Here is a 14730-nt window from a genome sequence, read left to right as displayed (position 1 = left end):
TCAAACGATTAAATAATAGACAATTCTTTGCCTATTTTTTCATAGACTGCCAGTACCTCATCCAGCATTTCCTTGGTATGCGCAGCAGTAGGCATATTTCTAACCCTGCCAGTACCTCTAGGAACCGTTGGGAAAGTGATCGATTTTGCATAAACGCCTTCTTCCATCAGCCTGCGCGAAAATAATTGGGTGAGATCTTCTTTTCCTATGATGCATGGGGTAATTGGCGTTTCGGAATGGCCAATATCGAAACCAAGTTTCTTTAAGCCTTCTTTTAGATATCTTCCGTTTTCCCAAAGCGTTTCAACTTTTTCTGTCGATTCGGTCATGATATTGATCGCTTCGATACAGCCGGCAGCATCTCCCGGAGTCAATGAGGTTGAAAACAGGAACGGACGTGCCCGGACTTTCAGCCAGTCAATCAGCTGCTCTGTACCTGCTACATAACCGCCTACGACGCCAATCGCTTTTGAAAGGGTCCCAATCTGCAGATCAATTCGGTCTGAGAGGCCAAAATGCTTGACTGTACCAGCACCGTTACCCATTACACCTGAGCCATGAGCATCATCAACATATGTGATTAAACCAAACTCATCAGCAATTTCAACGATTTCCGGAAGCTTCGCTACATCACCGTCCATTGAGAAAACTCCGTCCGTGATGTACATGACTTTTTCGTATAATCCGCTTTCAACTGTTTCTTTCGCAACTCGGCGCAAATCGTCCATGTCCTGGTGTTTGACGCGGATAATTTTCGCTCCTGATAATCTGCATCCATCAATTATCGATGCATGGTTCAATTCATCGGAGAGAATGGCATCCTTCTTTGTCATCAGGGCTGAAATGGCACCCATGTTGCAATTGAACCCAGATTGAAAGGCAATTGCCGCTTCGGTATGCTTGAACTTGGCAATTGTTTTCTCTAATTCATTATGAATTGTCAATGTACCATTGATGGTACGGACCGCACCGGCCCCCAACCCATACTCTTCGATTGCTTCATGCGCTTTTTGCTTCATTCTTTCATTATTGGCAAGGCCAAGATAGTTATTGGATGACATATTGATTAATGGTTTGCCATTGATGGTAACTATAGGGCCGTTTGGTCCTTCTACAGTATCAATGACATTGTAGAGGCCGTTTTCACGCAACTCGTTCAGTTGGGGTGTTAAGAAATCTGCTAAAACCTTTTTTGCCAAAATAATTCCTCCTCATAAATTACCTCACTCACTTTCTCCACATAACATCTACTCCTGTTGATTCATCGGGAAATTTAGTATTAAAAAACATCTTGAAAACGATTTCAAATAATTGTAAAAAAAAACAATTACATCACGATCATTACTCCCGAAATTTTTCAATCCTACTTTTGAAAGTATGATGTTATGCTATGGAATTGGAAGTGTAATAGTAAGCTGGTCTAGTTGAACCTCCGCTCAACCGTATTAAAATATATAGATTCATATATGTCAGTGCTATTCTATAATTATGTTGAAAAACTGTCAATACTGTTGAAAAAAACTAATCATTCAGACTATATGTCCTGCTATTAAAGAGATAGATGAATAAAGGGTTTATTTATTAGGTTAGAATTCTCTTTTTTCTTTTGGAAGCATTTAGCAGCACCATTTTCACTTAAATTGTACTATTGATGTCGTTTTGTTTCTATGACAGTTTCCCTTTGAAAAGTTTTCAAAAAAAGTGCAATCTCCATACAATTGCTGAATGATGGCTGCACTTTTGTATTTCGACAAAAAATCTACTAAACTCAGGTTATGACAGGCACTCCCTCAAAAATTTTATAAATACGGGCTCCAATTTCACCTCTAAGTATATTATATAGGGTATTGGCCCAATTCCTCTCCATACAATTGAAAGGTAGTGTTTGAATGTATAATAACGCGATCCCAACATTTATTGATCACTCTAATGTTATTCCCCATCCTCCGATGTCTTACGGCTATGCAACTCCTGTTCATGGACATTATGTTAATGTTCGTGGGTGTGAAAGTTTTATCATAATAATAGTGTTGTTTATTTTATTAATCATTATCGGTGCAATTGCTTTCTGCTTTTAATAGGGCAAACCTAATACCAGGCTCTTCAAAAAAACCATAAAGATCTTGTCGTGTTAGATGAGATAAAACAGGGACATGGTACGCCCCCATGTCCCTTTCCTGTTCAGTTGGCTTTTATTAATTTAATATCTAAAGCTAATGAATAGCCGAGGCTGCTCGATCGGCGTAATTTCAGCGATCGTATTGCTTCCAGCATGCAGGATTGAGGATATTTTCTGTGAGGGCGCTCAATAAAAAAATCCCCCAAATGGAGGACGGTTCAAATAGTTGATAGATCTTTTCACCTATTTATCTCATCACTTTATTGCTGTAAAATTTTAACTAAATAGAAAATTCAATAAATAATTTCAGTATTGAACTATTACTAAGGGGGTTCCAATGGACTATCATCTTCTCACCTTTGTAACTGTGGTTGACAAGAAAAATTTTACGCGCGCAGCCGAGGCCCTGCATATTTCACAATCTGCGGTTACTTTATCCATTAAAGCACTTGAAAAAGATTATGATTTAAAGTTACTTGATCGTAATAATAAATATGTGCGTTTAACAAAAGCAGGAGAAATCTTATATCATCATGCCAAAAAAATCTTATCCTATTACGATCGGATGAATCGTTTAATCGATGATTTGTCTCATTCCGCAAGTGGAATCCTTACCATTGGTTCCAGCTATACCTTTGGGGAATATTTGTTACCTAAACTCATTTCACAGTTTAATGGGGAATATCCATTAATCAAGCCTAATATTTCTATCAGAAATTCTCGTCGAATCATCTCGAAACTACTTCGTGGTGAGTTAGATTTAGGAATTGTGGAAGGGATTACGGAACATCCAAAATTGCATATTCAGCCGTTTGCCCAAGATGAGATGGTCCTCATTGTATCTTCAAAACACCCATTAGCAATGAAACAAGAAATAAACTTGAATGAATTAGACTCGGAAACTTGGATTATTCGAGAAGAAGGTTCAGGAACCCGCCAAGCGATCAATCAACTTTTTTCAACAAATAATTTTTCACCTAACGAAATCCGATCGTTTGGAAGCTCCCAGATTATTAAAGAATCGGTTGAAGCCGGTTTAGGGATTTCGATTTTATCTATACATACCATTCGTAAAGAACTAGAATTAAAAACACTACGAACCTTGCGGATTAAGGACAACCCCATTATTCGTAATTTTTGCTATGTGATCCCTAAAATGGACTTTCAGCCTAAATCCGTCGATCTCTTTTTAACATTCCTTCAGAATTCTTACACCAGTGATCTATGGGTTTAATACTTTGCAACTTTAATAACATACATACAGCCAGTACTTTGAAATAATAGTAGTATCTTAATTTTTAAGATTTGATCGCTTTATTAATAGATTCACTTTTTTGTAAAATTGGGACATCTACAGAAAAAGTATCTGGATACTTAATTCCCATTCCTGTATTAAGGGCAACAACTACATCTTGATCTTTAATCCATCCTTGTTCCCTTAATCTGCGTGCTGCTACAAAGGTAGCAGCCCCTTCAGGACAAACGAATGCACCCTCTAGACTAGCGATTTTCTTTTGTTCCTCAAGTAGGGCTTTATCCTCAACGGCTACAGCACATCCTTTTGTTTGGTAAATGGCTTCAAGTACCAAAAAGTCCCCAAGTGCTTTCGGAACATTGATTCCAAATGCAATGGTAGTAGAGTCATTCCAGAATTGGGATTCTGCTTTCCCTTCCTCCCAGGCCTTAACGATTGGAGCACAGCCGTCTGCTTGAACAGCGACCAAACGAGGAAGTTCACCCTGCACCCATCCTAATTTCTTCAGTTCAGTAAGCGCTTTATAAATACCAATGATCCCTACACCGCCACCGGTTGGATATAAAATTACATCTGGCATTTTCCAGCCCATCTGCTCCGCAATCTCGAGTCCCATTGTTTTTTTACCCTCAATTCGGTATGGTTCTTTTAAAGTCGATGCATCAAATAAACCAAATTCCGCTACTGATTGCGCGACAATTTTTCCGGCATCACTAATAAGTCCATCAACAAGATATAAGTTAGAGCCGGAGATCGCCGATTCATTTCTTGTAATCTTTGGAGCATCCATTGGCATGACAATGGTAGATAGGATTCCTCCTCTGGCAGCATAAAGTGCCCAAGCAGCTCCTGCATTTCCATTCGTAGGCATGGCAAGTTCTTTAACACCTAATTCTTTCGCTTTTGATACACCTACAGCGGCTCCCCGTGCCTTAAAGGAGCCTGTAGGAATAATCCCTTCGTCCTTCATCCATAAGTTTGCTATATTCATATCTGTTCCTAGAGTAGGCATGGTGATAAGAGGGGTCATCCCTTCTCCTAGTGTGACAACATCCTTTTCATTGGAAACAGGAAGCAGTTCATGATATCTCCAGAGGCTCGCCTCTCTCCCGACTAAATCCTCTTTTGAAAGATCCCTGCCTAATAGGTCTAAATCGTATTCTACTAATAGCGGTGAACCACACGCACATAATTGCTGTGTTTGTTCGTGAGAATACGTGTTATTACACTTTGGACAATATAAATGTGAAATATAACTGTATTTCATATGTTTATCTCCCTTCTTAGTATAAACAGCAAGATTACTAGTTCTTGTAAAATAATAATACGACATCTTTATCAATAGTAAAAATTAATAATACTAATGAAAATGATATAGAAAACTTATGACATCCCTCCTTTGATAAAAGTGGAGGGATGTCCTAGAAAAAGAAGGCTGCTTAAAGATTTTCCTTAAGTCAGCCAAATGTACTTCTATTAAACTAAGAGACTTTCCTTTTGCTTTTTGGGCTTAACGTCAAGAGGAATAGGACAATGATAGGGATGATCGACTAATTGTTCTTGTAATTCCTTTTTTGCTTGTTCTATTATTTCTTGATTTTCCAATGCTTTAATGGCAGTTAGGGCCAGAACCTTGGAAACTTGAATCAACCCTTTATGGGCAATCGAAGACTTTCCTTGGGTTACCATTTGCCAACTATGAAGGACCGTTCCTAAAGCTGCGGTCGTATACATACATTGCGCAGTAGGGGTAATCCAGCTAACGTCACCTACATCTGTTGATCCGGAGAGGAATCCTTTACCGTCAGATGGAATAGGCTCCGCAGACAAGAAGGGTCCCTCTGGATGAATAGGCAATCTTTTTACGGATACCGACTCTAAATACTCAGCACTTTGCTTCTCTGCCTCCGACAAAGTATTCCAGATTTTTTCTGCAAAATCATGTTCATCAGGTGTATAGGAGGGCCTTGCCACCTCAGTAATAGACTCTGCCAATACCTTTCCTAACGTATGATTCGGATTGTAATTTGTACAAGCTTTATCAAACACGATCTCAACATCCGTTTCTGTCATTAAGGCTGCGCCTTTGGCTATATTACAAAGGCGTTCAAAAATATGCTTCGTATCCTCAAAATTCTGGGCTCGAGCGAGGTACAGGACTTCGGCCTCTGACTGGACTACATTGGGTGAAATACCACCCGTGTTGGTGATCGCATAATGAATCCTTGCCTCTTGTCTAATATGTTCACGTAAGTAATTGGCTCCTACATTCATTAATTCCACCCCATCTAAGGCACTTCTGCCTAAATGCGGATTAGAAGCGGCATGGGCACTTCTTCCTTTAAATTTAAAGTAAGCCTGGATATTTGATAAAGAACTAACCTCTACAACTCCTGTCCGAGTATTTGGATGCCATGTAAGCGCCATGTCTACATCATCAAAAACACCCTCACGTGCCATAAACGTTTTTCCGGATCCGCCTTCCTCGCCTGGACAGCCATAAAAGCGCACGGTTCCTTTTAATTGGTTCTCTTCCATATATTTTTTTAAAGCGGCAGCCGCTGCTAATGCACCAGTTCCCAATAAATTATGACCACATCCATGGCCATTACCGCCATTTTGGATAGGTTTTTGATAATCAATCTCACTTTTTTGGCTTAACCCGGATAAGGCATCAAACTCTCCTAGGAAACCAATAACAGGTTTTCCCTCACCAAACTCACCTATAAAGGCAGTTCCGATTCCGGCAACCCCACTTGTTACTCTAAATCCCTCCTTTTGTAATTGTTCACATAAATATCGACTAGATACATATTCTTCAAATCTAGTTTCAGGGTTCTCCCAGATAAAGTCGCTAACCGATTCCCATTTTTCCTGTGTTTGTTCTATAAAACTATTAACCCAATCCACTTGTTTCAAAATGACATCACCCCTTGTTAAATTCTACAAACTCACTATACAAACTTGGCCTCTTTTAAACTTATTTTCGGCGATACATCATGGCCATAGATATAACCAACACCATCTTTAATGATTATTTTTGTACCGAAGGGTTCGGAAAGAACTTGTAATCTTTTTAGAATGTCCTCATTCTCAGTGATTTCCGGAAACCCATTTTGGTGCCGCTTTTTACCATGTGAAAGTTCAATAGGATACAATGTAATTTCCACTAACTCCCCATCTTTCATGGTCCAGTATGGAATGACGGATTCCATCATCTCAGGGATACTCAGTAATCCTTTGGTCCCGTTATACGTTTTCTTGTCCATGGCCTGCATCGCACCAAAATGATTTGGGATTTTATGATCATCATAAAAATCCTGAGGCAGTGCATCGACAGTCTCGTTTTGAAAAATAAAGTTTCCAAGACTATAAAAAATCGGTCTTCCACTGTAAATTTCAATGCCTCTCAGTGTATGTGGTCCATGTCCAACCACACTATGAGCACCTGCATCAATAAATCTTTTTGCAGCTTTCTCTACAAAATCAGCTGCTAGTCTCTTATCTGTTCCCTTCATTTCGTGCGCATGAAAATTAACAATCACATAATCGGCTTGTCTCCGTGTATCATCAATCACTCCTTCAATACGCTTCATATCGTTTTCATCGGGTTCGGTTTTCAGCCCTTCGTCATCCCCGACCTCAAATACCATCGAATAGCCATATAGATCTCGGCCAAACGGCAGGGTTCCTTCCGGAAAAGGCAGCATAAACGCTTCATTTATAGCCATTTGGGTAAAGGCATTTATCTCTGTTTTTTCGGCAATATTTTTCAAAACAGACAGTTCTTCTGAATGAATAATATGTTTGCGAATATGGCGAAGTCCATTGATTCCGGGTCTTCCTTTAATGTTATGTCTTTGTTCCGTTGCCATATGGGTCATGTGCGAAGCAACCGAAACAGAAATAAAGCCAATTCGACCGGCAGGTGTATCTAAAAATATTGGTTTTCCTGCTTCATACAAATTCTCCCCTGTTCCTGTGTGGAGAATCCCTGCTTCATCAAGATGATGGTTGGTTGCTTCTAGTCCGTCATAGCCATAGTCAAATGCATGGTTGTTCGCGGTTCCAACTAAATTAAAACCATAGGCTTTTAAGTCATCTAATCGATCAGGGGTGGTTCGAATGTGGGTCCCACCAGGAATAGCTCCTGGTGTACCTTCATTCTTCAAAATACTAATCTCTAGATTTGTTATTCTTCCATCGGCTTGTTTGACAATCTTTTCGATGCCTGTAAAGCTTTCGTCTTGATAGCTCGGCACTCTTCGTGTTTGTAAATAGTCACCTGTTGCGGTAAACGAAATTGTATCTCTCATGTTATCGCACCCCTTTTACTAGTATAGGTAAATTTACTTTAACTGAGCTGTTTTTAAGTAAAGCTTTTTGCTATCAAGCACCACTTGTGCTAATGCTTGCAAACCAATTTTCATGCCAAGTTCATCAATATCAAATTTCTCATTATGATGACCTGCTGCAATGGTTGTTCCTACTACTGCGTATGTAGCTAATCCTCCCGTGCTTTTAACCTTTTCCATCATATAGGTTGCATCCTCTGAACCTGAGCTTTCATTAGAAAGTAATTGTACTCGTTTGATTTCCTGGATATATTGTATCGAGTCATGAATAAACTCAACCAGCTCGTCACTACAATCACACGACTTTGCTTCGCCGACTATATCGAGATCCATCTCAACCTGATGAGCAATGGCAGTTCCTTTTAATACATTTAACGCATTGGATAGGATATACTCATTTACCTCAGAGGTCTCACCACGTGTCTCAATTTTTAATTTCGCAGAGGAAGGAATAATATTTCTGCCCGTTCCGGCGTTAAGTACACCAACATTTATGCGTGAATTTCCAGCACTATGACGTGAAATACCATGTAAATTAAGGACAGCAGATGCTCCAGCTAGTAACGCATTTTTGCCCTCTTCTGGTTTTCCTCCTGCATGTGATGCCACACCTGAAAAGGTAACATCTATCTTGGTAGTAGATAGATATCCGTTATTGCCGCAAACAATTTCTCCAAGTGGCACACCTGTACCAATATGGGTGGCGATGAATACATCAACATCATCTAATACTCCTGCAGCCACCATTGATTTTGCTCCTCGTACCCCTTCTTCTGCCGGCTGAAAGATCAGTTTTATTTTTCCTGATAGCTGTTCCTTCATTTCAGAGAATAATTTTGCTAATCCTAATCCAATCGATGTATGAGCATCGTGTCCACACGCATGCATCATTCCAAGGTTTATCGATCGAAAACCTAGTGCAAATGGAAGGTGGTCAAGATCATTTGATTCCTCTAAATCTAAAGCATCCATATCAAATCGAAGTCCAATGGTTGGACCAGGCCGCCTAGTATCCAGAATTCCTACAACACCGGTATGACCACCTTTTACAAGCTCTAGCCATTTTTCATTTGCTCCTTGTTGACGTGCTCGTTTTTCATGCTGGTGCAGAACTTCCTCTGATGGAACACCCATTCTCGCCTTTGAATCTATGACGTCCTTGCCAATTTTAATTTCATAGCCCCACGCTTCAAGCTTTTCAGCAACTAAAGTGGATGTCCGGAATTCAAGCCAGCCTGATTCAGCATGTTTATGAAAATCCCGTCTCCATTCCACCATCTCTGAAAAAATTTCATCTACTAAACAAGGAAGATCAACTTTCATCTAAACACACCCTTTTCTATATTCATTTTTTTAACAAGTTTATTGATGCAGATGGCAGGCCACAAAGTGCCCTGGTGCCATCTCGATACTTTCCGGAACAGCCTGTTTACAAATGTCTGTAGCAAAAGGACAGCGCGTATGAAAATTACACCCAGACGGCGGATTAATAGGAGAAGGAATTTCTCCTTTTAAATGGACCTTCGTTTGTTTTATTTTAGGATTTGGATGTGGAATGGAAGATAACAACGCTTGGGTATATGGATGAAGAGGATTCGCAAAAAGTTCATCTGTTTCAGCCTCCTCCATCATTTTGCCAAGGTACATAACACCGATTCTATCGGAAATATGCCTCACCACACTTAAATCATGTGCAACAAATAAATAAGTCAGACCGAGTTCTTCTTGTAGATCTTCTAAGAGGTTAATAATCTGTGATTGAATGGATACATCTAAGGCGGAAACCGGCTCATCACAGATAATAAGTTTTGGGTTGACAACTAAAGCTCTCGCCAATCCAATCCGTTGGCGTTGGCCCCCAGAAAATTCATACGGAAAACGATAATAGCTATCTGCATGTAAGCCGACTTTTTCTAAAATAGCAAAAACTCGTTCCATCCGATCCTGGTTGGTTCCAATATTGTGTATCACCATAGGTTCCGCAATACTATCTCCAATCCTTTTTCTAGGATTTAAAGAAGAGTAGGGATCCTGAAAAACCATTTGAAGGTCTTGACGTTTTTTCCTAAACTCTGAGTTTGATAGTTTAAAAATATCAGTTCCTTCAAAAAAGACCTCCCCTTCAGTGGGGGCAGTTAATCGTAGGATGGTTCGCCCCATTGTACTTTTACCGCAGCCTGATTCTCCAACAAGCCCGTACGTCTCTCCTTCATTCAAATGGAAAGATACATCATCCACAGCCTTAACATATTTTTTGGTTACACCAATTGGATTTTTAACAGGGAAGTATTTTTTTATACCCTTGATTTCTAGAAGCTTCTTTTTGGCATATTCTTGTTCTGGCCGTTCCTCGAAATGGGCTGCTTCATGTTGCATTTACCATCGCCCCCTCTATTTCTTTATAGTGCCAGCACTTAATTCGTTTCTTATCATCTAAAGATTCTAATTCCGGCTTTTCATCCATACATTTTGTATCTGCAAATGGGCATCTAGGAGCAAAACGGCAGCCTTTTGGAATTTCATTAAGTGACGGCACCATGCCTTTTATGATCGAGAGTTTTTTATTTCTGTCACCGTATAGCTGTGGAATGGAATGGATTAACCCTTTTGTATAAGGATGTAGAGGGTTTTCAAATAAGGAATCGACATCTCCTTCTTCCACCACTTCCCCTAAATACATGACTGCAACCCGGGTGCAATGCTGGGCAACCACACCTAAATCATGTGTAATCAGCATAATCCCCATGTCTAATTCCTGTCTTAGACTATCAATCAATTCTAAAATTTGAGACTGTATAGTTACGTCTAATGCGGTTGTCGGTTCATCGGCAATTAGTAATTTGGGCTGACAGGCTAAGGCGATCGCAATCATGACCCTTTGCCGCATCCCGCCCGAAATTTGGTGAGGATATTCTTCAATCCTTTGTTCAGGAGCTGGAATACCGATTAATTTCAACATGTCTAGCGCTCTTTGGTATGCTTCTTTTCTCGAAAGCTTTTGATGGAGCATAATCGGTTCCATAATCTGATCACCAATCGTAAATACTGGATTCAGGGAACTTAAGGGGTCTTGGAAGATCATCGAAATGTCATTTCCTCTTATCTTTCGCATTTCAGATACCGGTAAGTCCAATAGATTTTTTCCTTCAAAATTAATTTCGCCCTCATAGGTAGTCACACCATTTTCTTCAAAAAGCCGTAAAATGGATTGTGCTGTCACACTCTTGCCACATCCGGATTCGCCAACAATAGCTAACACTTCACCACGATCTACATGGAAGGAAATACCATCAACTGCGGTTACTCTTCCTCTTTCAGTTTGGAAATGAGTTTTCAGACCTTTTATTTCTAACAAATGTCCTTCCATCTTTAGTATCCTCCCTTTTTAGTAATAGGCTCACACGATTACTTTTTCGCCCGGTTCGTATGTGGGTCTAACAAATCTCTTAACCCATCACCAAATAGGTTCAATCCTAAAACACTCATAATAATGGCAAGCCCAGGGAAAAAGGTCATCCACCAAGCATTAAAAATAACCAATTTACCATCATATAGAATGTTACCCCAGCTTGGAGCCGGTGCCGGAACCCCTACACCTAAAAAGCTTAAGCCTGCTTCAATAATAATGGCATCTGCAAAAATAAAGGTAGAGTACACGATTAAAGGAGAGAGTGTATTTGGGGCGATATGCTTCCAAATAATTCTCAGCGAGGATGCCCCTTGTGCTTTCATCGCTTCAATGTACGTTTGCTCCCTTACCACTAATGCTGCAGACCTGACTACTCGGGCAACATAAGGGGAATACACTACACTTAAGGCGATAATAACATTCTCAACATTTGTTCCTAGGGCAGCCATTAGTGAAATAGCCAGCAAAATAGCTGGAAAAGCCATTAAGCCATCACAGATTCTCATCAAGATGTGATCGAGCACTTTATAATAAGAAGAATACAACCCGATTATCATTCCTAATATCGCAGTAATAATCGCTACCGAAATGCCTACACCCATGGAAGCCCGCGCCCCGTAAACCACCCTGGCAAAAAGATCCCTTCCTAAGTTGTCGGTTCCTAAAAGATGTTCACCACTTGGAGCTTTCAATCGACTCGTGACAACCATTTCATAAGGATTATAGGACGAAAGTAAAGGTCCTAATAAGGTTATTACCAAGGTAAATAAGAGGATAACACTCCCTGTAACAGTCAATTTATTAGATAAAAAACGGCGGACAAACAAGCGTCTTCTTTCTCTATTAATATCTTTTTTAAAGTCGCTCAGTTGTCGTCTTTTTTCAATCACTAATTCCATTCGATAACCTCCATTCACACAAAGATACGTTACGATTCTTTTCTTAAACGGACTCGTGGGTCAATGACTCCATATAGTAAATCAACCAATAAATTAATTAACACATAGGCCACAGTCACCATTAACACGGTACCTTGGATGACGGTGTAATCTCTTCGTTCGACAGAATTGATAATCAATTGACCAATGCCAGGAATATTAAATACGGTTTCGGTAACAGCTGCACCCGCCACCAACATCCCAAAAGTTTGACCTAAAACAGTTAAAATAGGGATAAATGCATTCCTTAAGGTATGTTTATAGATTACTTTTCTCTCATGAAGTCCTTTGGCTCTAGCTGTTTTAATAAAATTTAAGTTTAACGTTTCGACCATTGATGACCGAGTCATGCGAGAAATTAACGCTGCTTGACCAGTCCCCAAGGCAATGGCAGGCATAATAAGGTATTTGATATGTTCCCACAACCCTGCGCTTAATGGCTGGTAACCTGCTACAGGCAGCCACTTTAGGTTAATCGCTAATACGATTATTAAGAACAATCCGAAAAGAAAATGAGGGATGGAAATACCTAGTAAGGATAAGCCCATAAAAGTTTGGTCTGTTATAGTGCCCCTTTTTCGGGCTGCCATTATTCCTAGAGGCAAGGCAATCATAATGGCGGTAATTTGTGCCAATATCGCTAAAGATAGCGTAGGTCCCAGATGCTCAAATATAGCAACAGTTACAGGTTTGTCCATGAAAAATGAATTACCTAAATCTCCCTGAAAAACACCTGTAACCCAATGGAAATACTGCTGATAAATTGGGGCAGTTAATCCTAAATCATGTTTTAGCTGAACAACATCTTGTTGGCTTGCCTCTGGTCCTAGCATCACGGATGCTGGATCACCGGGAGTCAAATGAATAATCATGAATACCACAATGGACACAATGATTAGAACGGGAATCAATGACAAAATCCGTTTCAAGATATAGGATTTCAAATAAACAAACCTCCTTTGGTAGGAAAAATGTGAACTTTAGACAACAACACTTGCACATGAATTGAGAAGGTTATGCACAAGTGTTGTTTTGCTTTACAACTATTTATTTAGTTAAACTTGTATTCCAAAGAATAATTCCTTCAAAATATCCGTTACCTTTAATTTCTTTGTCTCTATAGGCAGAGAAGGTAAGGAAATCACCGATATTAATGTAAGCCATATACTCTTTCCAGTTATAAGCCTGTAACTCATCCCATTTGGCCATTGCTTCTTTATCTGATGAAGCGGTGCGAATTTCTTCCGTCAACTGTTGAAGTTTAGCATCCACTGGCCAGCCTGCGTAATTAGGATCTAACGGTAAGGTTTGAGTTGGTATGGATACAGGAGAAAAACCTGTAATAAATGCATCCCATGCTGATGGATCATTTCGTTTCGTTGTTAATGTTGCCCAATCCACAACGTCGATTTTAACTTTTATTCCAATCGCTTCTAACTGTTGTTTCATGACAACGGCTGTATTATAAATGTACTCATAATCCCGAGTGGCCAAAATGTGAACCTCTTCGCCGTTATAGCCTGCTTCTTTTAATAGCTCTTTGGCTTTTTCTTTATCATGTTGGTTATAGAACTCTTTTCCTGCATCCGTGTACCATTTTGCTTGCTCTTTGTACATTAAGCCATTATCAAGGCGGTAAAATTTTTTATTTCCCAAAGCACCCATTAATACATCCTCATTATTAATTCCTGTGTTTACTGCTTGGCGAAGTTTTTGATTCGTAAAAGGGCCCTGCTTTTTGTTAAATACGAAGGCAACACCACCATATAAATTTAGAGAAGGTTTTATATCTGGAGAACTATTAATTTGATCATAATTATCATAGGAAATCTGGTAGGCAATTTGGTATTGACCTGTTGTAATACCAGCTAATCTAGTCGAGCTATCAGTGACTACGTCAAAAACTAAATTATCAACAAATACTTCTTTTTTACCAGCTAGACCATTGGATGGGGCATCGACTGGTTTGTAATCATCGTATTTTGTTAATTTAATATATTGGTCTGGTTTCCATTCAACCAATTTAAACGGTCCTGTCCCAACAATTTCAGTAATTCCGTCTTTTGGAGCATTGTCAATGATTTCTTTTGGCATAATGGCAGCAAACTGATTAGTGGAAGCAATAACATCCAATACACCAATCGTTGGCTTTTCTATTTTCAATTCAACCGTGTATGGATCCTTCTCCACAAATTGGCCTTTTCCAATTGCATTAGCTGCTCGTGTTGATTTGACTAACCAGCGATTCATTGATGCTACGACATCTTCTGCTGTCATTTCTTTACCGTTATGAAATTTTACACCTTTCCTTAAATGAAACGTGTAGGTTAAGCCATCCTCACTTTTTTCATAGGACTCAGCTAACATTGGTTCTACTTCATATTTTGGATTCAACACTAATAATGTTTCAAAGACATGTCTGGCAATTTCTTTTGTAGCGGTTGTAGTGGAGATTTGAGGGTCGAGAGTTGGTGGTTGTGCATCGATGGCAATGTGAATGTCTCCGCCCTTTTTAGTTACGGTATTATTGTTACTTTCATTGGTTTCTTTAGAGGTTTCAGAACTACACCCTATTAATGCAATGGAAAGAATGAAAAGAGATGAAATCAACCAACTTAGCTTTTTAAATTTTTGTATCATAAATAAGCCCCCTC

General features: G+C 39.5%; 12 protein-coding genes. 2 read left to right on the top strand and 10 right to left on the bottom strand.

All coding sequences use genetic code 11. The features are described from left to right. Window positions 1–8: 8 nt before the first annotated feature. The gene (locus KW850_RS08625; protein ID WP_218347155.1) at window positions 9–1199 is read right to left on the bottom strand and encodes a glycine C-acetyltransferase; all 1191 of its coding nucleotides are present in this window, start codon (window positions 1197–1199) and stop codon (window positions 9–11) included. A gap of 690 nt (window positions 1200–1889) precedes the next feature. Between KW850_RS08625 and KW850_RS33875 the strand changes: the two genes are divergently transcribed. Then, on the top strand, window positions 1890–2078 hold the full coding sequence (locus KW850_RS33875; protein ID WP_308128770.1) for a YjcZ family sporulation protein: 189 nt from the start codon (window positions 1890–1892) through the stop codon (window positions 2076–2078). Window positions 2079–2456: 378 nt separating this feature from the next. Continuing rightward, window positions 2457–3353: a LysR family transcriptional regulator gene (locus tag KW850_RS08615; protein WP_218347154.1), complete on the top strand. Its 897-nt coding sequence runs from the start codon at window positions 2457–2459 to the stop codon at window positions 3351–3353. Window positions 3354–3417: 64 nt separating this feature from the next. On the opposite strand, the gene KW850_RS08610 is transcribed toward KW850_RS08615, so the two are convergent. From KW850_RS08610 to KW850_RS08570, 9 genes are all read right to left on the bottom strand, one after another. Continuing rightward, complete coding sequence (locus KW850_RS08610) at window positions 3418–4641, bottom strand: threonine synthase (protein WP_218347153.1); 1224 nt, start codon at window positions 4639–4641, stop codon at window positions 3418–3420. Window positions 4642–4850: 209 nt separating this feature from the next. Then, on the bottom strand, window positions 4851–6293 hold the full coding sequence (locus tag KW850_RS08605; RefSeq protein ID WP_218347152.1) for an amidohydrolase: 1443 nt from the start codon (window positions 6291–6293) through the stop codon (window positions 4851–4853). A 35-nt stretch (window positions 6294–6328) separates the two neighbouring features. Then, a complete protein-coding gene (locus tag KW850_RS08600; protein WP_218347151.1) occupies window positions 6329–7690 on the bottom strand; it encodes a CapA family protein in 1362 nt (453 codons plus the stop codon). Window positions 7691–7723: 33 nt separating this feature from the next. Further along, window positions 7724–9052 (bottom strand): amidohydrolase, encoded by a 1329-nt coding sequence (locus KW850_RS08595; protein WP_218347150.1) that lies wholly within the window; start codon window positions 9050–9052, stop codon window positions 7724–7726. A gap of 39 nt (window positions 9053–9091) precedes the next feature. Further along, window positions 9092–10105 carry an ABC transporter ATP-binding protein gene (locus KW850_RS08590; RefSeq protein ID WP_218347149.1) on the bottom strand — a complete coding sequence of 338 codons (1014 nt, stop codon included), beginning with the start codon at window positions 10103–10105 and terminating at the stop codon, window positions 9092–9094. Beyond that, a complete protein-coding gene (locus tag KW850_RS08585; RefSeq protein ID WP_218347148.1) occupies window positions 10095–11096 on the bottom strand; it encodes an ABC transporter ATP-binding protein in 1002 nt (333 codons plus the stop codon). Before KW850_RS08585 ends, KW850_RS08590 begins: the two co-directional genes overlap by 11 nt. A 38-nt stretch (window positions 11097–11134) precedes the next feature. Further along, window positions 11135–12037: an ABC transporter permease gene (locus KW850_RS08580; RefSeq protein ID WP_218347147.1), complete on the bottom strand. Its 903-nt coding sequence runs from the start codon at window positions 12035–12037 to the stop codon at window positions 11135–11137. A 29-nt stretch (window positions 12038–12066) separates the two neighbouring features. Continuing rightward, on the bottom strand, window positions 12067–13020 hold the full coding sequence (locus tag KW850_RS08575) for an ABC transporter permease (RefSeq protein ID WP_218347146.1): 954 nt from the start codon (window positions 13018–13020) through the stop codon (window positions 12067–12069). Window positions 13021–13123: 103 nt separating this feature from the next. Then, window positions 13124–14716 (bottom strand): ABC transporter substrate-binding protein, encoded by a 1593-nt coding sequence (locus KW850_RS08570; RefSeq protein ID WP_218347145.1) that lies wholly within the window; start codon window positions 14714–14716, stop codon window positions 13124–13126. Between the last annotated feature and the right edge of the window lie 14 nt (window positions 14717–14730).

Source organism: Bacillus sp. sid0103, from assembly GCF_019219025.1.
This window is presented reverse-complemented; position numbering and strand designations above follow the sequence as displayed.